Genomic DNA, 25,216 nt, shown 5'->3' on the forward strand with positions numbered 1-25,216 from the left:
CCCCCACCCCCACTCCAGCGCCCGCTCTGTGGTCCGCTACGTTGACAAGTGGTTTCGACACGCTGTGTGATGATAACAGTTGTCGGGATATTTCCGGATATTTTCCTGCGATAGGCCTTGGCTCCATAAGTAACGCCAGTTTTGGCGGTAATGCCGTTGTTCTGCTGAAAAACGACGCAGGCCTCATCTGGTTTTCTATGGGCGGGGTAACTGCTCCGGGTAATACCGGGTGGGCGTCGATATACGTGCCGGGGGTTGGCCTCTTAACAAGAGCTTCGGCGGATTACTCCGTAAGTGGTAAATATGCGACATGGGTATGGGGCTCTGATAGTCGAATAACGAGCGGAGCCGTGTCGATTTACTAGAGTAGTGATCGACTATATCTCACGCGTTTTTGAGGTTTTGTACCAAAATTATACCTGAAGGGGTGGGCGCCAATGCTAATGATAAATCGAAGCGAGGGCGGAAAAATATACAAATTTACCCTCCTAAAATTCTTTTTATTATTATCAGCGCTATTGTTTTTAGCGCGATCTGCTCATGCCCAGGATTCAATGGCTTTCCCGAGTCCCCAAGAGAACTACAATATAGATCCGAACGGCATAGATGTCATAACCGGATCCCATCTTAATTCTGAGAAGCAGGCTAGTATTGGCTCGTCAGAAGATGGATTCGCTTTCAAGACGGGGGATAGCGGGAATATAGTTCCGCAAATGGGGTTCGATCTTGTTGGCAGTAACTTTGAAGGCTACCAAACCAATCTGAATCTTCCTGCGGTCGGATCCATGAGTTTGTCGGTTGATGGGTACTTGGCCGACCTCCGACCGACCCAGCCTTATACATATCCCAACCCGTTTCCGACGAGCTACTACTCCGCGAGAGGAGATGGTGTATCGGTGCAGGTGGCGAGTCCGTCGAATACCTCGCGGTCGTACACATTTACAATGCGAGACGGCACGACAATTCATGCCACCGCGATCTCCCTTGCCTTTGGGCAAGCGGCTGGGCTGATAAGCGACATCGTCAGGCCGGACGGGTTCACGACTACGTTTCATTATAAGGATTGGGCATTCTGCAATCCATATTACTTTCGCAACGTGAATGGAACCTGGACTTGCGGACAGGTGCAAGGGCACGAATATCCGATTTCGTCGGTAGAAAACTCGGCGGGATATAAAGTATTCTACAAATATCAGGTCGATAGTACCAACGAGCCGGATCCCAATACCTGGTATGAAAATTTGACCCAGGGAGGTGGCCGCCTCGGCAAGGTCATCATGGTCAATTCGGCTGTCGATGCTTGCGTCGATAGCATGACGTGTACGCCAACCGCGGCGAGGCCAACTGTAAACTTCTTTGGCTCTCCGATTGAGACTGCCGATCCGTATGTGGTCGATAATGGCGTCGAGCCCGTGGCCGATGCGGCGGGGCACCTCACACAATATGCAATCCGTAACCCGCGAAACTATTGTCCCGACCTCTATATCGATAACTCAGGCGAGCCGTGGTATAGTGCACTTGTTCATTCGGGGGAAACCGCGCCAGCCGTTGTCATATGTAAGAATGGTGAGAATGTTCAGGATACCGGAAACGCCTTTGACCCGGTGTACAATAAGCCGAAGACTGTGATTATCGGTGCGGCTACGTATCAATATTCATTTGTCGATGCGACCGTAACGGATCAGCAAAATTCCAATAAATTCGATATCGTTCGAACAACGACGGTAACCGGCGCAAACGGATATCATAGGGTCTATGTCAGCAGCTGGGCCCACCGGCATCTATTGTCCATCACGGATGAGAATGGTGCTGTTACGCGGTTTACGTACGACAATTATGGTCGGATGACCTCCAAGCGTAGCCCCGAAGGCGACACGTGGACTTACACGTACGACTCTCGAGGGAATGTCACGGAGGCCCGCCACATCGCGAAGGTGCCTGGGTCACTGGCCGACGTTGTTTATAGTCAAACGTTTCCGGCCACGTGCGTCTATGCGCCAACGTGCAATAAGCCTGTGACGGCGACGGATCCTCGAGGTGCCGTTACAAATTACGAATACGATGACACGACCGGACAGGTAACCAAGGTTCTTTCACCGGCCACGCCTTCGGGGATTCGACCGGAAAGTCGTTTTAGCTACACCCGGGTAAACGGGGTAAGCGTTCTGGCGTCCAAGTCGAGCTGCCAGGCAACTGCCAATTGTTTCGGTACCGCCGACGAGATCAGGATTGAGTATCAGTATGATGCCAACCTGCGCGTGTTGAGCGAGACGACGAAAACGGGTGTGGGTGCGGTGCTTCGGACCGTTGCCAATACGTATGACGCTGTAGGAAACAAGATCTTCGTCGATGGCCCGAATCCAGGCGCCGCAGATACAACCCGCTTTATCTATGATCAAACGAGGAAGCTGGTCGGCGAGATAGGTCCGGCGGCAGCAAATTCGAGCGGAAGCCTTTCGAATGCGGCGCATCGGGTTTCCTATACCGGATTTGGTCAGCCGCAGCTCGAGGAAGAGGGATTTACTAACGGCCAGGATGACACGGCGTGGCAGAGCTTCACGGCGGTGAAATCCGTTCGGACAAGCTACACCAACGAACTCAAGACCTTAGTAATCGGTCAAGACAGCTCGCTCTCGGCGCTGAGCGCCGTGCAATATAGCTACGATGCGAACCGGCGCCTGGCATGCACGGCGGCGCGGATGAACCGGGCGGTATACGGATCGTTACCCGCGGACGCCTGTACGTTGGGAACAACGGGCAGCGACGGCCCTGACCGGATCACGCGGAACGTGTACGATGCCGCGGGGCAGTTGCTTCAGGTGCAAAAGGGCGTGGGCACCTCGCTGCAACAGAATTACGTGACTTATACATATACGCCTAATGGCAGCCAGGCGAGCGTGACCGATGCCAATGGGAACAAGGCGGCGTATACCTATGACGGGCTCGACCGGCTCGTGCAGTGGAACTTTCCCGACAAGGTGACCACAGGGTCGGTGAGCGCTGCCGACTACGAAGCCTATACCTACGATCCCAACGGTAATCGGACGAGTTTGCGCAAGCGCGACGGGCGACTGTTTACCTATACGTATGACGCGCTCAACCGAATGACGGTTAAGACCGTGCCCGGGGCGTGCGTTGCGGGGTATGCATGTACGACACCGCCGTCGAGCGCCGTGCGCAACGTCTATTACGGCTATGATCTCAGGAACCTGCAAACCTATGCCCGGTTCGATTCGGCGAGCGGCGCCGATGCGGTGGACAATGTCTATGACGGGCTCGGTCAGCTCACCGCCCAGACGGTATCGATGGGCGGGGTGAGCCGGACAGTCAGCTATGACTATAGCCCGGACGGAACGCGCAGCAGAATCACATGGCCGGACGGCGCCACGGTCACGCTCGGCCTCGACGGGATCGACCGGATGACGTCGGTGAGCGTGAATGGCATTCAGATTGCAGCGATGGCCTATGATGTGGCTGGGCGCGAGGCGAGCGAGGCGCGTGGTGCCGTAACCACGACCTTTGGGTATGATGGCCTGTCGCGACTGGCGAGCCTCAGTGACGACCTGGCGGGTACGAGCGCGGACCTTACAACTACGTTCGCCTACAACCCGGCGGGCCAGAATACCTTACGCGCGCGGTCGAACGCGGCGTATGCTTGGAACGGCTACTTCAATGTGAGCCGCGACTATACGGTAAATGGACTCAACCAGTACACGACGGTTAGTGGCGCGACGTCCGGCTTCGGCTATGATTCGAACGGCAATCTGGTTTCGGATGGGACAAGCGGGTTTACCTACGATGCGGAGAACCGCTTGGTGGCGAGCGTGGGTGGGGCGGCGCTCACCTACGATCCGCTCGGGCGGCTGTACGCGGTGGCGAATGCGACAACAACCGAGACTTACCTTTATGCCGGCGACCAGCGGATCGCAGACTATAACGGCACCGGTATGACCGCGCGTTACGTGCTGGGTGCAGGCGGGGATAATCCGCTGATCTGGTACGACGGCAGCGCAACCGCCAGTCCGCGCGCGCTCCAAGGCGACGAACACGGCTCCATCGTGTCGATAGCGGATGCGACGGGCGCGCTGATCGCAATCAATTCCTATGACGAGTACGGTATCCCCGCGGCAGGTAATATCGGTCGCTACGGCTATACCGGCCAGCTTTGGGTGCCGCAGCTTGGCCTTTGGTACTACAAAGCGCGGTTCTACTCGCCCACGCTCGGGCGGTTCATGCAGACCGATCCGATCGGATACAAGGATCAGATCAACCTATACGCATATGTCGGGAACGATCCGGTAAATCAGTCTGATGCCACGGGTCTGTGCCCAGAATGTGAGGAGCGCGATCCTAGAGAAGGGCGCGAGGAAGCTGAACGTGAGGCGCAGAGGCTCAATCCTGACCCCTTAACCCGCGCTGGTGTCTGGCGGCCTGCTGAAGGGTCGGCCGGAGCTCGGATCCCGGACACGCGGAATATGAACGACCCCACTTCCACCGGGCGACTGCAAGCAGCGCAAGCGGACGCAAACGGATTTGAATTGCCTCCGGGGCAGCCCGGCTACGGATTCCAGAATAACCCCGCGTCGAGGCTGGACGCAGCGCGCGAGACGCTGACTGGCGAAGTAGATCATGCCATACAGCGTCGTCTTGAGGCGCGCGCCGGCGACACCCATCGCGAGGTGGGAGATCCGAATAGAGTCGTACGTGAAGGGCGTACGTTTATAGACGCTGACACAGGCCATACCGTATATGTGAATGGTGGGCGGGTCGTCATTACGAACGGACAAGGGATCGTAATTACCAGATGGGCGGATCAAACTAGGGCGAATACGCAGGCTCGAATGCAATCTGGAAAGTGGATACCAAAATGATGTACGTTTCTACTATAGTTTATAACGTTAAGAACTGTGGAGAGTTATGGAGATATACTGTTGTACAGCGTTTATCAGAGCCGCTTTTTTACGTTTTACATGCAGACATGCTTAGGGTTGGTGATCAATCGAATGAAGAATTCCTCTCCAACCTCACACTTGAGCGCCTCGTTGAGTTTGACTCCGAGGCTGTGCGCTGGTCACCGAGTTTGAGTGCTGCCATATCTTCACACGACGAGAATTTCGCTGACTGGGCCGTGAACCCATAAAGGCGATCAGATGATGCGAGGCGTCCGTCGTCAGAACATTTGGCACCGATCGTATCACGCGGACGCAATATCGCCGGCGGTTTGCTCCTTGCAACTGCCGATGGAGTGGTTCGACACCACCGCCGGATAGCGCTTTGTCGCATCGAAATCGGGCGGAAAGTGGGGCGACCAAACCGCGGTCGATCAGTTCCACCAGACCGCGAAGCTTCTGGGTATCGACCTTGTCGTCGGCCTGCCTGACCTTCATGCCGGCCGGGGCATTGCCGTTGGCGTGGCGTTCTGGTCGCGCAGCCACATCTATCCGCACCTCGTCGGCAGCGACATTGGTTGTGGAATGGGCCTGTGGCGTACCGGAGCAAGTTCCGCCCGGACGCCGCCGAGCGCAAACTACAAGGGCCGGAAACACCTTGGCCCGACGCAACCGAGCGTCTGGCGCAAGTCGGCCTTCCTTCGTTGGCAAATGCCTGGCGGCGGGACTATAGTGAGAGCCGGCCTCACACGACTCTTGGGTGGCTGACGCCAGCCGAATATGGATACAGGCTGAACTCGCATCACGCCCGGATGAGAAACCGAGGGACCGCCAAGAAGGCAGTGTCAGTTCAGCCTCCACCGAATAGCACTTTCACGCGCGTGCCACGGCCACTGAGCCCATCACCTATTTGAAGATCGGCCATATGCAAACGCGCCACCTCGGCAACAATCGACAATCCGAGACCGCATCCCGACCCTGGCGATCCCGGCATACGATAGAAGCGATTGCAGACATGCGCCCTTTCAGCAACAGGTATGCCGGGCCCATCATCTTCGACCGCGAGGAAAACACCCTCGCCTTGCGCACCGCAGCGAACCGTCACCTGGCCACCTTCTGGGGTGTATCGGAGCGCATTATCGACGAGATTGAGCAACAGCTCGCGGAGCATCCATGGACTGCCTGTCACGCTGATCGGAACAGCATCCAGGCCGAGATCGATGCGGCGTGCCAGCGCATGATCGAACTGATGCTCGACCACATCAGCTGTCAGCGAGAGAAGATCAACCGGCACGAAATCGATAGATGCGCGCGCACTGGGGTCAGCGCGCGCCAGCGCCAGTAACTGATGCGCGGTGTGGCTCAGTCGGTCGATACTGGAAAGCAATACCTCCAGATCGCGATGCTGTGCATCAACCGCTGTCTTGCGATGCATCAACTCCACGCGCGCGCGCAGCCCAGCAAGCGGCGTCCGGATCTGATGCGCGGCATCCGCAAGGAAGCGCTGCTGCGAAAGGGCGCTCTCGCGAACGGTGGCAAAGAGCCGGTTCAGTTCCGCAACGATTGGCTGCACCTCTTCCGGCACGGTCGCGGGATCAAGTGGCTCAAGCGTGCTCGGGGAGCGCTGAGAAATATCTTCGCGCAACCGCGATAACGGGCGAAGTCCCTGCCGAACGCCAAGCCAGACGAACAAGATGGTGGCCCCAAGTTGGAGCACGTCCGTCAGCAACAGGCTCCCCACGATGCGCCAGCTCGCGGCATCATGTTTTTGCGTCGTTTCCGCGACGGTCACAATGACCGGCCCGGCCCCGGTATCGATCCTGCGGCTGGCGATCCGAAGTTTCTGCCCTCGGTAGAACGTATCTGCGAAGCTGACGGGGGCGGTGATCGAAGCTTCGGGAAGGTCCGCCTGTCCGGCCATCTCCCCGTTCGCGACGCTACGGAGCCGATAGTAGCTACGGTAATCCGCCAATCCGACATCGAGGGAGGCCAGTATCCGCCTGGCTCGTGCATCGGCGAGGTCCCCCTTGCCTTCGATCGCAGCGGCAATGTCGTTGGTGGCATTGGCGAGTGTATGGTCATAGGCGCGGCGCAGGGGAGCCATGCCGTTGTGATAATCGAGCGCGACGCCGATCGCGAGCACGATGCAAAGCGGCGGGAGCAGCCAAAGCAGCAAGCGGCGGCGGATCGTATAGGGCGGGCTCGCCTTCGCATTCGGCCCAGGATCGCTATCGTTCATCGTCGAGCCGATATCCAAAACCCCGCAGGGTACTGATGCTGGACTGACCAGCCAATTTTGCCCGCAGGCGCGAGATCAGTGATTCGACATTATTCATCGTCATGTCCCGGTCCCAGGGACTAATGATTGTGAGCAAATGATCCTTAGAGACCACGCGGTGCGCGCGCAGTGCAAGGCATTCCAGAATGGCCCATTCCCGCGGGGTCAATGGCATCGGCGAGCCCCCTAGAGTTGCGGTACGATGCACGAGATCGAGGCTGAGCGCGCCCACGGTCAGTTGCGAACTTGCGGCCGCGCCAAGCCGGCGTACCACCGCCCGGCATCGCGCGGCCAGTTCGAGCAGGGAGAAGGGTTTGACCAGATAATCATCCGCACCGAGGTCCAGCGCATCGATACGGTCGGTAACCGAATCCCGCGCCGTGACGATTACGATGGGCAGCCTGCTGCCGGTCCGCCGGAGTCCGCACACCAGGCTGGTGCCGGATTCGTCAGGCAGGCCGATATCGACGATCGCCGCGTCGAAGGGCTCGACTGCTATCGCATCCCGGGCACATCCCGCGGAATCCACATGAACGATGGTGTGTCCGGACTCGGCCATGGTACGGCATATGCCTTCGGCCATTACGGGATCGTCTTCGACCAGCAGCAAGTGCATCATGCGTTCTCCGATCGCCGGGGCACCCCCTGGCCCCAGCCTGGCGCTGCGTTATCGTTTGACCTTGATCCCAATGACGAAGGCACGAGGCGGAGCTGCGCCGAAAGCACGGGTGACGCCGATCTCGCCACCTGGCAGCTGCGGGAACGGTACGCCGGAGGCGTCGGTCCAGGTCCCGTAAACCGAATAGCGACGATCGAACAGATTATTGACGCTGCCGAACAGTTGAACACCTGAGCCAAGTGCATAGGCGCTGTGAATGCTGGCGACCGCATAGCCTGGTAGGCGCGGCGTCTGGTTGCTTTGATCCTGGAACAGGACCTGGCTGCTGACTGCTTGCACCGATCCGCCGATCGACCATTTGTCGGTCAGCACCCGGTCGACACCCAGCTTGAGCCGGTGCTTCGGCACACCTGGAATGGAGTTGCCGACCTGCACGAAAATCTCGCCGTCTTCATCGGCAAACGGGTTGAACGGACTGTTGAGTGTCAGCGGGCTGCGATAGGTTGCGTCAATCAGGCTGTAGTTGGCGAACAGACGCCATTTCCCGTCCCTGTAGCTTGTGTTGATCTCCACACCTTGTCGGCGCGTGCGCCCTGCGTTCTGGAAATATCCGCGGCCGGGAATGCCGCTGGCGATTTCCAGGATATCGTTGCTGTTCACGGTACGGAAAACGCTGCCGTTCCAGCTGATGCGCCCGTTTCTACCCGTCGAAATCTCGCCACGCAGGCCCCCTTCCCAGGTGCGGGACACGACCTGTTCCAGCGGCGGATCGGACATGAAGAAGCTCGCCATCGTGCAGGGTATCTCGGGATCGGCACATGAGAGTTCGGCCGCCGTCGGCACGCGATTGGTTTCTGCATAGTTGATGTAAGCGGTGGTGCTGTCCAGGAAGCGCCAGGTCGCGCCCACGCCGGGATTGAAGCGCGTGAAACGATGGTCGCCATCGAGCAGGCTGCCGCGCTGATCGCGCAAGCGCAGATCGGCGATGTTGTAGCGTGCGCTGACGGTTAGCGAGAGGCGTTTGGTGATGTCGAACGTATCGCTGATGTAGAAGCCGCCATATTGGTTGCGGGTGCGCAGGAGCACCTGGCGGATCGCGCCTTGCGAATCGACCTCAAGGCCGCTGCCGTGCGTATTGCGGTCGAGATCGAAGCTGCCGATTTCCGCGCCCGCGGCAAATGTCGTGTTGCCGTGATCGAAGCTGCCTCCGATCACGAGATGGTTGCCGTGGCCGAATAGCGGCGCGTTGTTCGTCAGCATCAGCGATCCGCCGCGGCTGTTGGTGCGCGTATTGGCTGAATCGAGTTCGGCCGGAAATTCACCGCCCGCGCTGACAGGGACGCGCCGCCCTCGGGTATCATAAAGGGGAAATTCGGCGTGGTTCGTGCCGCTCGAGCAGAAATAGCCAGGATCATCGGCACAGGGGCTTGCACTGGTCACATTGCCGTTGAGCAATCGCTGGCGGAATGCGCGCGTGTAGAACCGCCCGTCCAATCGCCAGTCACTGCCCAAATCCTGACTGATCTGGCCAGCGATCATGAACAGGCGATTCTTGTTATAGGCAGGATAGTTCAGACCGGGCGCGGTGCGGGGATATAGCGCAAGCAATGCCTCGGGCGTCGGCCCGGTGCCGACGAGATAATTGTCGGCAGCGTTGATCGTCAGGTGCGCGCTGGTCCCACCTGCATCGTAACCGATATCGGAATAGATCTGCACGCCGCGCGAGGGCATGCGCTCGCGCCACCCGCTATCGCCCATGCGGCTGACGGCGGCATAGATGCTCCAGTCATCCCAGCGCTTCCCGATTTCTGCGGAGGCGTTCAGCCGGCCGAACGAGCCGGTCGATGCCTCGGCGGCGGCGCCTTGCCACGTCCGGCCGTTTTTCATTTCCAAAGCCACGGCGCCGCCCAGTGCATTGAAGCCGAAGACGGGGTTGGAACTGGTGAGATTCATCGAATCCATCGCGACCATCGGGATCAGATCCCAATTGACCGTGTCGCCAAAGGCTTCGTTGATCCGTATCCCATTCTGATAGACTGCGAGCCCCTGCGGCAGCCCCTGTAAAGGCGATGCCGTGAAACCACGGAATTGCACGTCGGGCTGGTTCGGATTGCCGATCGTGGCGTTCATGTTGATGCTGCCTGCCCAGCTATCGAGCGTGCCGATCAGGCTCGGCTCCCCGGTACGACTGAGATCCCGCCGGCTGAAGACATAGGCGGCATTGGGCACCTTGTTGGCATCGAGTCCGCTACCGAGAAGAGGTGTGCTTCCGGTGACGACGATCTCCACGGGCGCCCCATTCCACTCTTCTTCAGACGCCTCATTCCGGTCCTTTTCAGGGATCTGCTTCCGGTCAGTTTCTTGTCGCTTATCGTCGCGGGTTTGATCTGCCTGGGCGGGAACAGCAGACAACGAACCGAGCGCAAGCGATAATCCCGAATAGAGAATGGTCTTCATGAATCTGCCCAGCGAGAATGGATACAACGGGCTTCCAGGGGTGGCCCGCATTCGCCGTACACATGCTTGCTGATAAACAGCTGATGGCGGATCGAACCGCGCTCAAGTTGCGAGCCCCGTCGCAACCGCTGCTGTAGAGGCTTCGTTCAGCCTGTCTCTGCGAATAGGCGAGATCATTGGTTTCGGAGTTTTGGCGTGGAAGAGCTGGCGGCATCGGCGACCAGGATCATCACGGAGAATGCCGGCTGGGCGCCGCTGGTCATTGGCCTTCTGTGCTTTGGCGAGTCGCTTGTGCTGGTGGGGCTGTTCATCCCCGCCACCTCGCTGATGATCGCAGCCGGCGGCCTGCTTGCCACCGGTAAGCTCGATCCGGTGTCAATCCTGCTCGCCGCGATCGCCGGCGCGGTGCTTGGCGACTGGGTGTCCTATTACATCGGCGACCGCCTCGGTCCCACGGCCTATCGGCATTGGCCGTTGCGCGAACACCGCACCGCCGTTGCGCAAGCTCGCCTCTTCTTCCGTCGGTTTGGCTTCTTCGCCGTCTTTGCGGGGCGTTTCCTCGGTCCGCTGCGAGCGGTCGTCCCGCTGGTCGCGGGCGTCACGCGGATGCCGGCACGCTCGTTTCAACTCGCCAACGTCTTCTCCGCCACGCTGTGGGTCCCAGCGCTATTTGCCCCCGGCTATCTCTCCGCGAAGCACCTCGTGGCAAAGGGACAGGCCGATGACGGATCGCTGATGCTGCTGGGCCTGGGCATCGGGATCGTCTTTGCGATTGCCAGCTGGTTCTACTCCAAGGCGATCGCCGCGCGACGCCGGGCCCGTAGAGCTCGCGGCCGTACATCGGCCGGCGCGAACGGCCTCAGTTCGTCTAAATAACGACCAGCGGCGGTTCATTCATATCCATCCACACGCTCAAGCGCCGGCCCCCTCTCCGATATCCTCGCACTTCAGCAAGCCGATCGGCGGATCGCGCTTCTCTATAGGCTCGGCGCACCCCTGGAAACTCCACGCGAGCTCGTCCCCGACGTCCGAGATGATCTTCTCAACGGTGCGCGGACTGAACATCTAACAGCCTGAAGTCCCGACAATCCCTTGTCCGCCATCTCCAGCCGCTGGCTATGTCGAAACCGCGCCGTTCGGACGATTGCCATGAGCCCTTGCGAACCACTCTGCTCGCTCGATGGCTTCAGCCATGCGCCAGTCGAATGGGCCCGACCTGCCGGAATTGCCGTCGGCGCTGTCGAAGAAATAACCTTGTTCTATTCCACCACGATCATGATGGACGATTACCTTGATTAACCCGCAAAATCTGGAATCAGAGAAATGCGGGTTAGCTTGGGCGACCGCGATACTCGATCCCCATGGATCGGCGTCGCGACCGAGGCTGAGGAGCGGTACCTCATGGATAACTGGGTACGACACAGCGACTACACCGGCGCGGCGGCCCTCCTCGAGGAAATGCCCAAGGCGCAGTAGCTGCTCGGTGATCGCGGCTACGACGCTGACTGGTTCCGCGACACGCCAAGGGCATCCAACCCTGTATCCCAGGCCGGCGATCGCGCAACGAGCCGGTCAGGTACGACAAGTGGCGCTATCGGCGACGTGGCGGTTCGCTCAGATTTGGCGGCAGGCGCGCCAGTCCTAGTCCTTGGATCTGGGCAGGCGCGTGGCCGCGGCCTCGTCGCTCCATTGCAGTTCCATCACCTCTCCGGTCAGGCGGATATGGAGATGATCGTCATACCCTTCGACGCCGAACAGCCCGTCCTTCGTCAGGGGAATGAGCCGCGCCATTTTCCCATTCTTCCGGGCCAGATGAAGCGCGCCGCCGCTCCAGAGGATGCGTTGGCTGCCATATCGGCCAGCCAGCTGCCGCATCGCAGCCGGTTGGAGCCGGGGCGGGTTCACCCGGGCATCGACTGCGGGACGTGCCCATTCCCATTCCGCCCGGTCACCGGCGTCCGAGCCGCTCCGATCGAGCAAGGCGGCGAGGGCCAGGGACTGTGCGAGATCGAGCGCTCGATCGGGATCCGTCGCGACATCGGGCTTCACGCCAACGCCTTCCCAATTCGTCTTCGACACCGGGTGCACCGGCCGCCCATAGGATAGGCTCAGCATGAAACCCGGCGCGACCGGCGAAAATTCATTGTTGTTCGCCGCCCCTGCGGTGGTTGCGCCAACCAGGGTTCCAAGGCGAAATTGCTGGACGTCGTAAGCGAACGCCTCCGCCGCGGATCCAACCTGGTCGCTGATCAGCACATAGAGCGGCTTCCCCTTCAGGCGACCCGCCGGAAGATAATCCAAGGTGCGCGATTGGACGGGATCCTTGCCAGCCTGGAGGAAGGTGATGTCGAGTTCGTCGGCACCCATGAAATGGCTGAGGAGATAGCGAACGGCCGCGTGCGAGCCGCCGCCATTGCCCCGAAGATCGATGACGATCGCATCGCCGTCGCGCAGGAAACGCATCGCGGCATCATAGGCGACGCCGGTCTGATCCTGGACCCATTCGAAGGCGGTGATACGCAGGTAGCGAATATTGCCAGGGAGGATTCTCGTTTCGCCGAGGCCCTGATTGTCCCGGCGCGCGCGGCGTTCCCAGAATGCTTCGAGGGCGCGGTTGTCGGATTTCCCATCACCTGCCCTGGCCGCAGCGAACTGGCCGGGAGCATAGTTCAGGTAGAGGTGGCGATCGCCGCTTGCCGCGCGAAGATCCTCGGTCACGCGTCCGGCGAATGCCGGGGGGTTCTCGATATCGTATCGTCCGGAAGTCATTCCATCCTTGAGGCGTGCGCGGATGGCAGCGACCCGGTCGGGGAAGACGTAGCGTTCCTCCAGCTTCCTGGTGATCTCGGCAATCGCGGCAGAGCGATCTTCGCCTCTAAGCGGCTGAACGGTCGCCATGGGTCCTTCGGCAACGCTCAATTGTGCCCAGGCAGGGGAACTCACGAGCAGAAGGAACGCCGCAACAGGACGAATCGACATCGAGGTTGGACCTTTCATTGCTTGGATGGTCGGGAGGCGATCGCAGCCCTCAGCCGTTCGTCGAATGGCCTGGATTCGAGCAGTTCGAGCGCTCTGGCGATCAGGGCGGGGAGCGATTGACCCAGTTCCTCATCGAGCGTGCGTGCCGCGGCTTCGGTGGCGACCCAGAGCTGCGTGAGCTCCGGCAGGATGGCTTCCGTATGCGCGGTAAGCGTGACGATGCGTTCTCGTGCATCGGTGCCCGCGGCGAAGGTCACCAATCCCCGGCGCTCCATTTCATTCGCTGTCTGGCCGGTCGCCGAATGTGTCACCCCGATCCTTCGTGATAACGCGCGGATCGTCAGTGGGCCTTCGGCTGTCAGCGCGCGGACGATCGGTGTGAAGCGTGGCCGATAGTCAAGGCCCGCATCCGCATAGGCCCGTTCGACGGCGCCATCGAGCTGATCGATCAGCCTGCGAAGAAGTGTGCCCAAGGTGGCAGGCCTAGTCATGAGCGGAATATACAAGCACTTGTATATCCGACAACCCCGCCGGCTGAACTGAACGACGCGGTCCAGTGGAGCGCGCCTTTGCATTGTAACCCTACCAAATCGCCGCCTAAGCCGCTGGCCCTGGCTTGGCGGCCGCCAAGTTCACGGGAATGATCGCCGATCTCGAAAGCGGCCGCTCGTTACATCGGGAAAAGTCGATGCTTATTGCCATCAGGAGAAGTATCGGGTAATTCCGATGCATGGAGAACGATTCTGCCATTGCGGCTTTGGCGGCGCTTGCACATCCCACGCGGCTTGATGCCTTTCGGCTGCTGATCCGGCACGAGCCCGAAGGTTTGCCGACCGGCGCGTTGGTCGAGGCAAGCGGCTTGGGCCAAAGCACCTTTTCCACCCATCTCGCCGTGATGGCGAGGGTCGGCCTCGTGACTGCCGAAAAGCGCGGGCGCCAACAGATACAGCGCGCCAACGTATCGACGTTGGTCGCGCTGATGACCTTCCTTGCCAAGGACTGTTGCGGCGGTCGCTCCGAACTGTGCGAGCCGCTGCTTGCCGAGCTCACCTGCTGCTGAAGGATCGCCCGTGACCGACATCGTCATCTACCACAATCCCGCCTGTGGCACGTCGCGCAACACGCTCGCCCTCATTCGCAACTCGGGCGTCGAGCCGCACGTCGTCGAGTATCTGAAGACGCCGCCGGTGCGGGCTCTACTGATCGAGATGATCGAGCGCGCGGGCCTGACGCCACGCCAACTGCTTCGCGAGAAGGGCACACCCTTCGCCGATCTCGGGCTGGGCGACGCGCGCCTGAGCGACGAGGCACTGGTTGACGCGATGATGGAGCACCCGATCCTCATCAACCGGCCGCTGGTGGTGACGCCGCTCGGCGTGAAGCTGTGCCGGCCGTCTGAAGCAGTCCTCGACATCCTCCCGGACCCGCAGCAAGGCGCCTTTGCCAAGGAGGACGGCGAGCAGGTCGTCGATGCTGCCAGCAATCGCACGCATCCGGCGTGAACCACCGCGCCGTTCTCGCTGAGGCGCTCGGCAGTCTACTCCTTTTCGCGACCGTCATCGGCTCCGGGATCATGGCGGAGCGTCTGGCCGGCGGGAATGCTGCTGTTGCCCTTCTAGGAAACACGCTGGCAACGGGGGCAATTCTGTTCGTGCTGGTCACGATGCTCGGGCCTGTGTCGGGCGCCCACATGAACCCCGCCGTCACGCTCGTCATGCGCTTGCGTGGACACATCCGCACTGACGCCGCGCTGGCCTATATCATCGCACAGCTTGCGGGCGGCATCATTGGCGTGTGGCTGGCGCATCTGATGTTCGACCTGCCCATCCTGCAATTGTCGACGAAGCTGCACTATGGCTGGGGTCAGTGGGACGGAGAGGCTGTGGCGACCTTTGGGCTGCTCCTGACGATCATCGGGACTATGCGAATGCGCTCCGATTGCATCTCGACCAGCGTCGCGCTCTATATCGTGGCTGCCTACTGGTTCACTTCTTCCACCAGCTTCGCCAACCCCGCCATCACCGTCGCCCGATCGCTGAGCGACAGCTTCGCCGGTATCGCCCCGTCCTGCGTGCCGGCGTTCGTCGCCGCGCAGATCCTCGGCGCGATAGCCGCCCATTTCGCCAGCGGTATCGTCTTCCCGGCGGCACAACAAGAAGAAGTAGCATGAGTCGCGTCCGCACTCTGAACGATCCCGACCATCTACCCGCGCTCGACCGTTCTTTCGTCATCGACCGGCCGGCGTGCGGCCTGGGCGACGACCAGCGGCGTCGACAAGGACGGATCGATCCACTTCGCGCGCGCCAGCCGGACTGCCAGGGCTGCTCCTTCCGGCAGCAATGCACGCCCAACATGCCCGCCCGCAAGGTCACCCGATCGATCCACGAAGGGGCGCGAGACCTCGCCCGCGATATCGCCGCCACCGACGCGTATCTCGTCTCACGCCGCCAGCGAAAGAAGGTCGAGATGCTGTTCGCCCACCTCAAGCGCATCCTGAAGCTGGATCGCTTGCGCCTGCGCGGACCCAATGGCGCAAGAGACGAGTTCCACCTCGCTGCCACCGCCCAGAACCTCCGCAAGCTGGCCAAGATCATCCCGATGTCCGCTCAGCCGCTGCCGGCATGATCCGTCGGAGCTCGCTCTTCAAATCGGCGATACAGTCCGGACGGCCCCTCGCACCGCCTCTTTCAACACAATCGGCCCAATAGCGGACGCCCGGCACATCAGTCTCTAGTGTCAGCAATTGGGGCGTATAGGATGCGCACCCACGCGTCTTGAGCTGGCCTTTGGCAAGGGCTTGCATCGCATTTGCCCCGGAACGGTGTCATCCGTTGCGGGGCTTGTTCATTTCGGTTGCGGACTAAGGGATACGCGTCGATATTCTGGCTGGGAGCGATGTTTCCACCCGGGATCGATGCGCATGCCGGGAGATCGTTTCGAAGGGGGAAGCGATGCGTCAGGTTAGGCATGTCTTGACGATGTCCACGGCGATTCTGCTGGGGCTGGGGGCGCTGGCCGCGACGGCATCGCCGCCACCTCCGGCCAACGAAACGACGAACTACAGCTATGACGCGCTGGGCCGGCTGGTGAAGGTCGAGCAGGCAGGCGGCGTGAACAACGGCGTCGCCAGCAACTACAGCTACGACAAGGCCGGCAACCGGACCAACGTCAACGTCACCGGGGCACCCTGAGGGATCCCGCGCCTGGAGAGGCCGCCCTTCAGCGCGTCACGCCACCGCAGCGACTAAGTTCCACCGATACTGCTGGAGTTGCCAATGAAGTTTCCCATGGGCTTGGCTACGCCGTTGCTCGGCATGGGGTTTGTGGCCGGCATTTGCGGACAGGCCGTTGCTCAGACCGCGACGCCTTCGGTCTTACCTCCCCTTCCTGCAATGCAGCCGACGGTTGACCGCTCGGGCGTCGATCGTAGTTCGGGAACGATTTCGAATCTGTACTATGAGTCGATCGATATCGGGAACCAGTTCAGTGGAATGAAAGCGGGGTATGACTCTGGTGGCGTAATCAATCATGCATCCTACATACAGATCGAGCGCGTCACGATCTATGGCGGCGGTTTCATGGTCATGCGGGTTGCAGCGCGTGGCTCGGTGCACGTGTTCGCGCTGGGAACTATATCGCAGACTTACTATCCGGGATTCCCGCCTATAGGGCATGTCGCCTGGACTTTTTCGCCGTGGGGCACTTCGACCGGTACTTCGAGCTCCGACACGTATTCCGATTACAATGACGACGGCGCTATGCTCGTCTGTTCTGGGCGCGCCTACTCGATGCATTCGGGAGGAACTTGCTCGCTCTATCTGGCGAACGATGGAACCCGCACGGATTTCCGGATGCCGTCCGTGTCATATGATCTCAATCTTCGAAACTGGTACACCAACACGCTTACGGCTGACCACCTGGCATATGCTTGGCCAACGAAGACCGTGATGCCGGACGGAGAAGAAATATCCTACATTTATGCCAACTATGGCGAAGTGAATTACGCCGTGGGAGGAAACCCCGGGCCGACAAAATGGAACGCCATCGATAGCTCTCTAGGATATCGAATCTACTTATCATCCGTCACACCAACCGGTGGAGCGAATCCGGGGGCAATGCTGCCCATAGGCGATTTAGCGGCCGGTGGCGGCACGCTATATGCGGTCAATACCAGCGCTGAATATGCAGATCCCACCACAGCGAGCCGCAGCTTCAGCGCTGCGTCTTTTTCTTCTGTCAGAAACCCTGCAGCCGGGGGAGGGCTGACGCTGGTCAATAACGCTGTACCTATTGCCACGGTGAACACGACCTCGTCGCCGTGGGGGGTGACCGTAACCAAACCAAATGGCGGCGCCGTTCAATATGGAGGGATGACCTTGCCCCCATATAGCTCCTTTCGAGGGGTCAATGGCGGTTTCTCCACGCCACAAGGGGCCTTTCCCTCCTTGTCATTCCAAGTGACAAAGAACACGACCACCTCCTATTCGGTTACTTACGATAACTACAATTACGTGCCGGAGCGATATCAGGGCACGGTATCCAACCCCGACGGGTCGACCGAGAGCTTTGTGGTTCGATTCGGCCTTCTTCAGTCCCAAACGGACGGGCTAGGACGAACGGTGGCTTTCGGATATTCCGGCCAGGAAGGCTATTTTTACGGCATCCCCGGCTATGCGCGACTTTCGCGATTGTCGAATATCACCCGCCCCGACGGGAGCGGGGTCAGCTACAGCTACGCCCATGGAGCGGTGTCGAGTTCCTCCTTGCTTCCGGCTGGTGGAGGTGCCGCGTTGACCACGACGGTCGGCCTGGCAAGCAGTTGCACGGTGCCGACATACCGAGTGTGCAACAAGCCGAACTATATTCGAGACCCCAAAGGCAACCAGACCGATTTCACCTATGATCCTGCTCATGGCGGAATCCTGACCGAGACCCTTCCGGCGGACGATAACGGGGTGCGGCCGCAAAAGCGCTATACCTATGCGCAGCTCTATCCGAAGACACTGAACGCAAGCGGGCAGCTGGTGAACGGGCCGCCCGTCTGGCGGCTCGCTCGCGCTTCCGAGTGCATCAGCGCTTTGCCGTCCAATCCGGCTTCCTGCGTGGGAACCTCCGCCGAACGGGTGACCGAGTTCAGCTACAACAGCAACAATCTCTTCCTGACGTCAAAGACAGATTCGCTGGGCGATGGCAGTCAATCTTATGTGACTTCCTACACCTATGACTATGCGGGGAACGTGACATCCATGAAAGGTCCGCGGACCGACGTGGATGAAACGAGCTACGTGACCTATGACCGGTTACGGCGGAAGGTCTTCGAGATTTCTCCGGATCCGGACGGTGCGGGCCCACTGCCGAGAACGATGGTGCGCCATGTCTATGATGCCGACGGCAATGAGATCAGGACGGAATATGGCTCCGGTCAGAATGTCGATGGTTCGGATTTCACGGTAAATCGCTTCGACCGCGTCACATATGACCCCGTCACCGGCGCTGCCCTGAAGAAGGAAGTCGTCACGCCTTAGTTTTTTTCCGCTCCCTCATGATTTGCGGAACCGGTTCTTAGGGGTTTTGAGATGTCGTTAGGACACAAGCTTCAAACGAACACATGCGCTGGCTTGGCGCTTGCGGCAGCAGGGTGCATTTCGGCTACCGCCGACGCGCAGACAATACACAGCGTGACCCAATATAGTTACGATGCAATGGAGCGTCTCGATTGCACGGCGGTACGGATGAATCCGGCGGTGTTCGGAAGCCTGCCGGCAAGCGCCTGCGCGTTGGGGACGGAAGGGAGCCAGGGCCCGGACCGGATCACGAAGAACGTCTATGACGCGGCGGACCAGTTGCTCCAGGTACGCAAGGCCGTGGGGACGAGCCTCGAGCAGGCCTATACGACGTACAGCTACACACCGAACGGCAAGCAGGAATATGTCGTCGATGCGAACGGCAACAAGGCCCGGCTGGTCTATGACGCATATGATCGCCAGGTGCAGTGGCAATTCCCCTCGACGAGTGCGCCGGGTGGCTACAACCCCTCGACGCCCGCCAATGCGCTGGCGACGGCGGGCGCGGTCAACACCAATGACCGCGAGGAATATGGCTATGACGCGAACGGCAACCGCACCTCGCTGAGGAAGCGTGACGGCCGGGTGTTCGGCTATACCTTCGACGCGCTCAACCGGATGACGGCGAAGATCGTGCCGACGGCGTGCGTGGCGGGCTATGCCTGCACCAGCGTGAACCCCCCGGCGACGCGCAGCGTCTATTACGGCTACGACCTGCGCGGCCTGCAGACGGCGGCCCGGTTCGACAGCGCAAGCGGCGCGGATGCGGTGACGCAGGTCTATGACGGGTTCGGACGGATCACGTCGAGCGCCACGAGCATGGCCGGGGTGAGCCGCAGCCTGAGCTATCAATATGATGCTGACAGCAACCGGACGCGGATCACCCATCCGGACGGCAATGTCTTCACCTATGCCTATGACGGCCTCGACCGGCCGACGGACACCTATGAAAGCGGCCTGTACCAGCGGCTGCATTTCGACTGGGACAGCCAGGGGCGCCGCTGGGGCGAGTGGCGCGGGGCGGTCTTCTCGACCTATGGCTATGACCCGATCTCGCGGCCGGCGAGCATCACCCATGACCTGGCCGGCTCGGCCTATGACGTGACGACGTCTCTCGGCTATAATCCAGCCAATCAGATCGTCGGCAGGACGCGGTCCAACGATGCCTATGCGTTCACGGGCTTCGTGAACGTCAATCGGGGCTATGCGCCGAACGGGCTCAACCAATATGCGAGCGTGGCCGGCACCGGCTTCGGCTATGATGCCAATGGCAACCTGATCTCGGATGGCACCACCAATTACGCCTATGACGCCGAGAACCGGCTGGTGGCGAACTCGGCGGGCGTGAACCTGATCTATGACCCGCTCGGCCGGCTCTACCAGGTCTATCGGGCTGGGGTGAGCGATACGCGCTTCCTCTATGACGGCGACCAGCTCACGGTCGAATATGACGGATCGGGCAATCTGCTGCGGCGCTATGTGCACAGTGTCGGCGAAGACGATCCGATGCTCTGGTATGAGGGGGCATCGCTCGCCGACCTGCGCAGCATGCAGGTCGATCATCAGGGCTCGATCGTGTCGGTCGCCGATGCCGGCGGCAACAAGCTCGCGATCAACAGCTATGACGAATATGGTATCCCGGCGACGGGCAACATGGGTCGGTTCCAATATACCGGCCAGGCCTGGATCCCCGAACTGGGCATGTACCACTACAAGGCCCGCATCTACTCGCCCACCCTCGGGCGGTTCCTGCAGACCGATCCCATCGGATATGAGGACCAGATCAACCTCTATGCGTACGTGGGGAATGATCCAGTCAACGGGCGCGATCCGAGCGGCCAAGACAAGGTAACTTGTGACGTCACCATAGTTGCGAGTGGAAGTAGAGAGGTCACCACTATCAAATGCCACGCATCACCTACTGATGATAAAAATACAAAAATAACATTCACACGAAACGGCAAAAAGGCAGGCTCCGTAACTGTTGATGGTCAGACCACTCGCGATCAGAATGTAGAAAACAATGTGGTTTCAGCCATCAAAAGAACTACAGGAATCGGGGTTCAATTTACTAGAATCAATCCGAGGCAGCCCTATCTTACCGACACTGATGCGTCGAGAGATGCGAGGGCTCGGGGTTGGACTGACACGGGTCAAATATCGAAAGGCGGGGCTAAAATATGGCATGATCCTAAGAGCGGAATGTACTATACGAGAGACAGGCCGGCTCAAGCTACCGGAACGACGCATAACGGAGGGGCTTGGAAAGGCGCCTACACGCCAGACGGCTTAAACTCAAAAGAAACAAGAGCAGGGACTTTTGATAGGTTCCTCGATCCAATAGGGCCTTAATTTTGCGGCTGATAAATATAGCTCCGTCTTGTGAATATTCTGATCTTACGATCGATAGTAATATGGAGCGTAACTACATTCATGCTTTGTCGAAGTTTCTGGAGGCATTTTTAATTGACAATGAGGAAGCGCACGTAGTCATCACAAAATATCAGGTGATAAAGCCGTGTGACCGCTCAGGGCATTTTGGCATCGGTTCGCGAGTGGCGGCAAAGGATATTTTTAGCATTGTTGATATGGCTATAAGAGATAATATATCGGCAATACTTCGAGGTAGTGGATGTAGATTTTTTTCTTTTGGGTATGATTATGATGCATGGTTATGCCACAAACATTCAGACACTATATCTTATGAAAGCTCTTATATTGTGGTGTCGGACATAAGTGATGACCTCATTAGAACCGATTGGTATGATAACTAGGTATTTGACCACACGGTTTGATGGGGCATCAAGTAGCTTTTGAATCAGGTACTTAAGAATCGCGCGCGGGTCAGATTTCTCGTCCGGCGATATGCGGATTATCGAGTGCGGAAAGGATATCGATCCCCTCGCTGTGAGAAGCTATTGCGTCGATCTCCAGTGTCGGAATCGCTATGCGGAGTTTATCGATCGCCAAAATAACGGCAGGAGTTTTCGGGCAGTTCTTAGGTTTGAACGCGGATCGTGCATTATCAACGTCTCGCCGATTGCACAGGATACCTGCGTTGCTCAGAATTTTGGCGAACTGGTCAGCAGTTTCCCCATCGACTTTCTTTGTCAGGCCCGCCTTCGAAGTCTGCCATGCGGCACATAGCGATTGCCGCAGCCGTTTGAGGTTGGGGTCAGTCTTCTTCAGATACTTCGCACCGGCTTTGCCCAGCGCGGACTGCGACAGCACATAGACTGCGAACGCGTGATACTCTGCGGTCGTCTTCAGGCAGAGGGGTCTATCGACCCCGAACGACTCCTAGTAGCGACGCATTTCGATGAGCTGGTCGACCGTCTCCCAAGCTCGCGATCAACAGCTATGACGAATATGGTATCCCCGGGGGCGGGCAACATGGGCCGGTTCCAGTACACCGGCCAGGCCTGGATCCCCGAGCTGCGCATGTACCACTACAAGGCCCGCATCTACTCCCCCACCATCGGACGCTTCCTCCAGACCGATCCCATCGGGTATGAGGATCAGGTCAACCTCTATGCCTATGTCGGCGATGATCCGATGAACAATACCGATCCGACGGGGGAAGATTGCAAGGGTAGAGATAGCTTAGATTGCGAGAAGTCCGATGTCGCTGCTACCGGGCCTCAAGCAACCAACTGAGATGAAAGGGATTCTTGCGCAGTGTATTTCTGAGGCAGCGTTACCCGCGGAATTGCGATTTTGAGGCACTGTTAGACGGGTACGGCGCATAGACGGAAAACTGCCTCTCGCAGTTTTCCGCCATTTTCTTGAGGCGGTCTTATCTGGGTACAACATGACTTTGTCGTACCCAATTAAGACCGCCTCATATCCAAAATAAGGATGCCTCAGAGGGGTCCTTCGGTGACCGCAGACGCTCGTTGGGTGTCGAGTGACCGATACTGGGCCGGTTGCGGACTGGCAGCTTGTAGTCGGTGCAGACCCTCCTTCATCGGCCTCGCAGCATCGCTTCGGCACAATGTCGGCCTCCTCTCGAATTGGCGGCGCTCCCTCGCGGCGCTCGGAAGGCGTTACGGATGACAGTCAGCCGACTCATTTGGCCGTAGACTAAATAGCGCATGCCGATATGGTACCGGGGCAGTGGTTCGCCGGCATTTGGATATGCATGTCGGGGAGTTGGTTTCGGCGGGAGAAGTGATGCGTAACGGCAGGCATGTTTTGACAATGTCCGCAGCAATTCTGCTGGGGCTGGTAGCGCTGGCTGCCACGGCCGCACCGCCCTCCCCGGCGAACGAAACAACGAACTACACCTATGACGCCCTTGGTCGGCTGGTGAAGGTCGAGCAGGAGGGCGGCGTGAACAACGGCGTCGCCAGCAACTACAGCTACGACAAGGCTGGCAACCGGACGAATGTGAACGTCACCGGGGCACCCTGATACTGCTCACGTACCGAGCGCCCTCCCCGCGTTTAAGTCGGCGGCGAGCACGAAATCCGTATGCTCAAATTTTCCATTCCTGAAAGCGATGCGACGCATTTGCGAAACGGGAACCTCATTTCATCGCTATCACGGGTGGAATCATGATGATGCGTAGGGTCATTTACTTACAATCTTTCGTAGCTGCATTTGCGTTGATGCCACAATCAGCGTTCGCGCAGATGCAAAGCGATGGCACGCCGCCGCGCATAGACACGCGATCGGAGGCAGGGGTTAGCTTCTCTACTGGCGCATATTCATATGAAGAGAAGGATCTTTCTATCGGGAGCGGGCCGTTCCCAGCCTCTCTCGATGTTTCCCGGCAGTACACAAGCAGTATTGGCGGCAACACCTCTCCCGAACTTGGTTCGCAAGGGTGGACGCTCACATTGGACGCGGCCATCAACAACAGAAAGATAGATAATTACATCACGCAGGGGTTCACGTATCCGAATGGCAAGCAGCCATATGTATACAACATAGTATATGGCGCTAAATCGCTTGCGTTTCTTGGAGGCACCTCGAGCCCGACAGGTGGGTTCATAGGCACCTATCGGCCCGCCTATTGGGGCGGGGCCACCCTGGAGTTTTCGGGCACCGAGCAGGATGGGCATCACACACTTAGGGATTCCGATGGCTCGCGCCTGTATTTTGGCTCGCGCACGCAGGGCTTGCGGGTTCAAACTTGGACTGCCGCCGATGGCACCATAGCCACCTACACATATGATGCCAGCAATCGGCCCCAGATTATCACAAATAACCGTGGGTATGCGGTGCTTTTCAATTACAATTTGAATGGCACCAATTCGTTGAGAATTTGCGTTGTGAATCTGGCATCGGATTATGTGAACGCCTCATCGACATGTCCGCAAAATTCCCGTCAGGTGACGTATAATTACGGAGCTGCGGCGGGCGCTCAGGTTCTGACGAGTGTCAACAAGCCGGACGGAAATACCACATATTATGAATATGATACGCGCTCTCATCTCGCGTGCATAAGAAAATCTGCCGCGGGGCCGTGCGTAATCAACAATACTTATAATATCTGCCGGCGGGACCCGTCCAAGCCAACCGATCCTCCCGGGATGCGATGGATGGACCAGGTGATACGGCAGGAAACCGCCACCGGTGAGGTATACACATATTCATTCGAGGCGAATCCGATTTGCCCGGATCCGATGGGGTATCGGACGACGACGTCGACTACGGGGCCCAAAGGCACGAAGACTGTTCAACTGAACGATTCCGGATCCGCGCTTTCCATCACGGACGAACTATCGGCAGTCCAGGCGGCCACCTATACCGGAGGCGCTAGCCTTCTGGGCGAGCCGGCCCTTGTCGCCTCGACAACTGTTCCGGAGGGAAATGGCGGCACCTACAGCTACGATACCCGTGGAAATCTCGTAACGAAGAAAATCCGCGCCAAGCCGGGATCCGGCCTTGCGGATATCGCATCGTCAGCAAGTTTCCCGGCAACTTGCGCAAACCCCGTTTCGTGCAACAAGCCTGACTATGTCATCGATGCCAATGGCAAGCGCACGGACTACACCTATGACGGCGCACATGGCGGCGTGCTGACCGAAACTGGGCCGGCGGATGCAAACGGAATCCAGGCAGTCAAGCGCTATGCCTATGCGCAGCGCTACGCGTGGATCAAGAACGCTGGCGGCAGCTTCGTCCAGGCCGCGACTGCGGTTTGGGTGCTGACTGAGGAGCGCAGCTGCCGCGCGACGGCGACAACGGGCAACGCATGCGCCGGCGGCGCGGCGGACGAAATAATCGTCAGTTACGACTATGGACCCAGCACGGGTTCGACCGGCAACAATCTCCTGCTTCGGGGCAAGACGGTCACTGCGCAGGATTCTGACGGCGTCATTCGCAGCCTGCGCACCTGTTACGGCTATGACCGTGACGGCAGCAAGATCTGGGAAACGAGCCCGCGCGCCGGGTTGGCAGCCTGTTACTAAAGGGGGATAGT

Annotated in this window: 19 protein-coding genes and 2 pseudogenes; 15 read left to right on the plus strand and 6 right to left on the minus strand. The window is 59.1% G+C overall.

Features of this window, described 5'->3' with window-relative positions; translation table 11 throughout:
- The first annotated feature begins 554 nt into the window (after positions 1-554).
- A complete protein-coding gene (locus FFS08_RS19470) occupies positions 555-4,871 on the plus strand; it encodes an RHS repeat domain-containing protein (RefSeq protein ID WP_171012725.1) in 4,317 nt (1,438 codons plus the stop codon).
- Positions 4,872-5,372: 501 nt separating this feature from the next.
- Entirely contained in the window at positions 5,373-5,657 is a 285-nt protein-coding gene (locus FFS08_RS24355; protein ID WP_366017765.1) for an RtcB family protein, read from the plus strand.
- An 82-nt stretch (positions 5,658-5,739) separates the two neighbouring features.
- Here FFS08_RS24355 and FFS08_RS19490 read toward each other — a convergent pair whose 3' ends face one another.
- Genes FFS08_RS19490 through FFS08_RS19500 form a run of 3 tightly spaced genes read right to left on the minus strand, consistent with a single transcriptional unit; the run spans position 5,740 to position 10,243 of the window.
- The gene (locus FFS08_RS19490) at positions 5,740-7,128 is read right to left on the minus strand and encodes a sensor histidine kinase (RefSeq protein WP_137864222.1); all 1,389 of its coding nucleotides are present in this window, start codon (positions 7,126-7,128) and stop codon (positions 5,740-5,742) included.
- Positions 7,118-7,786 (minus strand): response regulator, encoded by a 669-nt coding sequence (locus FFS08_RS19495; RefSeq protein WP_212742045.1) that lies wholly within the window; start codon positions 7,784-7,786, stop codon positions 7,118-7,120. Before FFS08_RS19495 ends, FFS08_RS19490 begins: the two co-directional genes overlap by 11 nt.
- A gap of 48 nt (positions 7,787-7,834) precedes the next feature.
- Positions 7,835-10,243 carry a TonB-dependent receptor gene (locus FFS08_RS19500; RefSeq protein WP_171012726.1) on the minus strand — a complete coding sequence of 803 codons (2,409 nt, stop codon included), beginning with the start codon at positions 10,241-10,243 and terminating at the stop codon, positions 7,835-7,837.
- Positions 10,244-10,438: 195 nt separating this feature from the next.
- Between FFS08_RS19500 and FFS08_RS19505 the strand changes: the two genes are divergently transcribed.
- Together FFS08_RS19505 and FFS08_RS19510 are read left to right on the plus strand one after the other, a co-directional pair.
- Positions 10,439-11,119, plus strand: a complete 681-nt coding sequence (locus FFS08_RS19505; protein WP_137864224.1) for a DedA family protein — start codon at positions 10,439-10,441, stop codon at positions 11,117-11,119.
- A gap of 546 nt (positions 11,120-11,665) precedes the next feature.
- Positions 11,666-11,847 (plus strand): annotated as a pseudogene (locus FFS08_RS19510) (IS5 family transposase); the annotation flags it as partial.
- A gap of 37 nt (positions 11,848-11,884) precedes the next feature.
- On the opposite strand, the gene FFS08_RS19515 reads toward FFS08_RS19510, so the two are convergent.
- Both FFS08_RS19515 and FFS08_RS19520 read right to left on the minus strand, forming a co-directional pair.
- The gene (locus tag FFS08_RS19515) at positions 11,885-13,141 is read right to left on the minus strand and encodes a S41 family peptidase (RefSeq protein ID WP_171012727.1); all 1,257 of its coding nucleotides are present in this window, start codon (positions 13,139-13,141) and stop codon (positions 11,885-11,887) included.
- A 95-nt stretch (positions 13,142-13,236) separates the two neighbouring features.
- A complete protein-coding gene (locus tag FFS08_RS19520; RefSeq protein WP_212742046.1) occupies positions 13,237-13,695 on the minus strand; it encodes a MarR family winged helix-turn-helix transcriptional regulator in 459 nt (152 codons plus the stop codon).
- A gap of 257 nt (positions 13,696-13,952) precedes the next feature.
- Between FFS08_RS19520 and FFS08_RS19525 the strand changes: the two genes are divergently transcribed.
- The 8 genes and pseudogenes from FFS08_RS19525 (at position 13,953) to FFS08_RS19560 (ending at position 21,560) form a co-directional block, all read left to right on the plus strand.
- Positions 13,953-14,282 carry an ArsR/SmtB family transcription factor gene (locus tag FFS08_RS19525; protein WP_137864226.1) on the plus strand — a complete coding sequence of 110 codons (330 nt, stop codon included), beginning with the start codon at positions 13,953-13,955 and terminating at the stop codon, positions 14,280-14,282.
- A 10-nt stretch (positions 14,283-14,292) separates the two neighbouring features.
- A complete protein-coding gene (arsC, locus tag FFS08_RS19530) occupies positions 14,293-14,724 on the plus strand; it encodes an arsenate reductase (glutaredoxin) (RefSeq protein ID WP_137864227.1) in 432 nt (143 codons plus the stop codon).
- The gene (locus FFS08_RS19535) at positions 14,721-15,392 is read left to right on the plus strand and encodes an aquaporin (protein WP_137864228.1); all 672 of its coding nucleotides are present in this window, start codon (positions 14,721-14,723) and stop codon (positions 15,390-15,392) included. The genes arsC and FFS08_RS19535 overlap by 4 nt, the downstream gene beginning before the upstream one ends.
- 125 nt (positions 15,393-15,517) lie before the next feature.
- Positions 15,518-15,847: pseudogene (locus FFS08_RS19540) on the plus strand (transposase); the annotation flags it as partial.
- Positions 15,848-16,200: 353 nt separating this feature from the next.
- Positions 16,201-16,413: an RHS repeat protein gene (locus FFS08_RS19545; protein ID WP_249341236.1), complete on the plus strand. Its 213-nt coding sequence runs from the start codon at positions 16,201-16,203 to the stop codon at positions 16,411-16,413.
- A gap of 84 nt (positions 16,414-16,497) precedes the next feature.
- Positions 16,498-18,747 carry an RHS repeat domain-containing protein gene (locus tag FFS08_RS19550; protein WP_137864229.1) on the plus strand — a complete coding sequence of 750 codons (2,250 nt, stop codon included), beginning with the start codon at positions 16,498-16,500 and terminating at the stop codon, positions 18,745-18,747.
- A 177-nt stretch (positions 18,748-18,924) separates the two neighbouring features.
- On the plus strand, positions 18,925-21,138 hold the full coding sequence (locus tag FFS08_RS19555; RefSeq protein WP_171012728.1) for an RHS repeat-associated core domain-containing protein: 2,214 nt from the start codon (positions 18,925-18,927) through the stop codon (positions 21,136-21,138).
- 62 nt (positions 21,139-21,200) lie between these two features.
- The gene (locus tag FFS08_RS19560; RefSeq protein ID WP_137864231.1) at positions 21,201-21,560 is read left to right on the plus strand and encodes a hypothetical protein; all 360 of its coding nucleotides are present in this window, start codon (positions 21,201-21,203) and stop codon (positions 21,558-21,560) included.
- A gap of 70 nt (positions 21,561-21,630) precedes the next feature.
- On the opposite strand, the gene FFS08_RS19565 is transcribed toward FFS08_RS19560, so the two are convergent.
- The gene (locus tag FFS08_RS19565; protein WP_137864232.1) at positions 21,631-22,017 is read right to left on the minus strand and encodes a hypothetical protein; all 387 of its coding nucleotides are present in this window, start codon (positions 22,015-22,017) and stop codon (positions 21,631-21,633) included.
- 129 nt (positions 22,018-22,146) lie between these two features.
- On the opposite strand from FFS08_RS19565, the gene FFS08_RS19570 reads away from it, so the two are divergent.
- The 3 genes from FFS08_RS19570 to FFS08_RS19580 all read left to right on the plus strand — a co-directional run bounded on the left by FFS08_RS19570 (position 22,147) and on the right by FFS08_RS19580 (position 25,205).
- Positions 22,147-22,443 (plus strand): RHS repeat-associated core domain-containing protein, encoded by a 297-nt coding sequence (locus FFS08_RS19570; protein ID WP_212742047.1) that lies wholly within the window; start codon positions 22,147-22,149, stop codon positions 22,441-22,443.
- 543 nt (positions 22,444-22,986) lie between these two features.
- Positions 22,987-23,199 carry a hypothetical protein gene (locus FFS08_RS19575; RefSeq protein WP_249341237.1) on the plus strand — a complete coding sequence of 71 codons (213 nt, stop codon included), beginning with the start codon at positions 22,987-22,989 and terminating at the stop codon, positions 23,197-23,199.
- Between the two features lie 146 nt (positions 23,200-23,345).
- Positions 23,346-25,205, plus strand: a complete 1,860-nt coding sequence (locus tag FFS08_RS19580) for a hypothetical protein (protein WP_137864233.1) — start codon at positions 23,346-23,348, stop codon at positions 25,203-25,205.
- The last annotated feature ends 11 nt before the right edge of the window (positions 25,206-25,216 follow it).

Origin of the sequence: Sphingomonas sp. 1F27F7B, from assembly GCF_005503355.1 — a bacterium.
Taxonomy (GTDB): domain Bacteria; phylum Pseudomonadota; class Alphaproteobacteria; order Sphingomonadales; family Sphingomonadaceae; genus Sphingomonas.

Coding starts and splice junctions, on each gene's coding strand:
- FFS08_RS19570 (WP_212742047.1), top strand. CDS start 22,147: ATGACGAATATGGTATCCCCGGGGGCGGGCAACATGGGCCGGTTCCAG.
- FFS08_RS19580 (WP_137864233.1), top strand. CDS start 23,346: ATGATGCGTAGGGTCATTTACTTACAATCTTTCGTAGCTGCATTTGCG.
- FFS08_RS19560 (WP_137864231.1), top strand. CDS start 21,201: ATGGAGCGTAACTACATTCATGCTTTGTCGAAGTTTCTGGAGGCATTT.
- FFS08_RS19525 (WP_137864226.1), top strand. CDS start 13,953: ATGGAGAACGATTCTGCCATTGCGGCTTTGGCGGCGCTTGCACATCCC.
- FFS08_RS19575 (WP_249341237.1), top strand. CDS start 22,987: ATGTCCGCAGCAATTCTGCTGGGGCTGGTAGCGCTGGCTGCCACGGCC.
- FFS08_RS19500 (WP_171012726.1), bottom strand. CDS start 10,243: ATGAAGACCATTCTCTATTCGGGATTATCGCTTGCGCTCGGTTCGTTG.
- FFS08_RS19550 (WP_137864229.1), top strand. CDS start 16,498: ATGAAGTTTCCCATGGGCTTGGCTACGCCGTTGCTCGGCATGGGGTTT.
- FFS08_RS19470 (WP_171012725.1), top strand. CDS start 555: ATGGCTTTCCCGAGTCCCCAAGAGAACTACAATATAGATCCGAACGGC.
- FFS08_RS19495 (WP_212742045.1), bottom strand. CDS start 7,786: ATGATGCACTTGCTGCTGGTCGAAGACGATCCCGTAATGGCCGAAGGC.
- FFS08_RS19515 (WP_171012727.1), bottom strand. CDS start 13,141: ATGGCGACCGTTCAGCCGCTTAGAGGCGAAGATCGCTCTGCCGCGATT.
- FFS08_RS19490 (WP_137864222.1), bottom strand. CDS start 7,128: ATGAACGATAGCGATCCTGGGCCGAATGCGAAGGCGAGCCCGCCCTAT.
- FFS08_RS19545 (WP_249341236.1), top strand. CDS start 16,201: ATGTCCACGGCGATTCTGCTGGGGCTGGGGGCGCTGGCCGCGACGGCA.
- FFS08_RS19555 (WP_171012728.1), top strand. CDS start 18,925: ATGGAGCGTCTCGATTGCACGGCGGTACGGATGAATCCGGCGGTGTTC.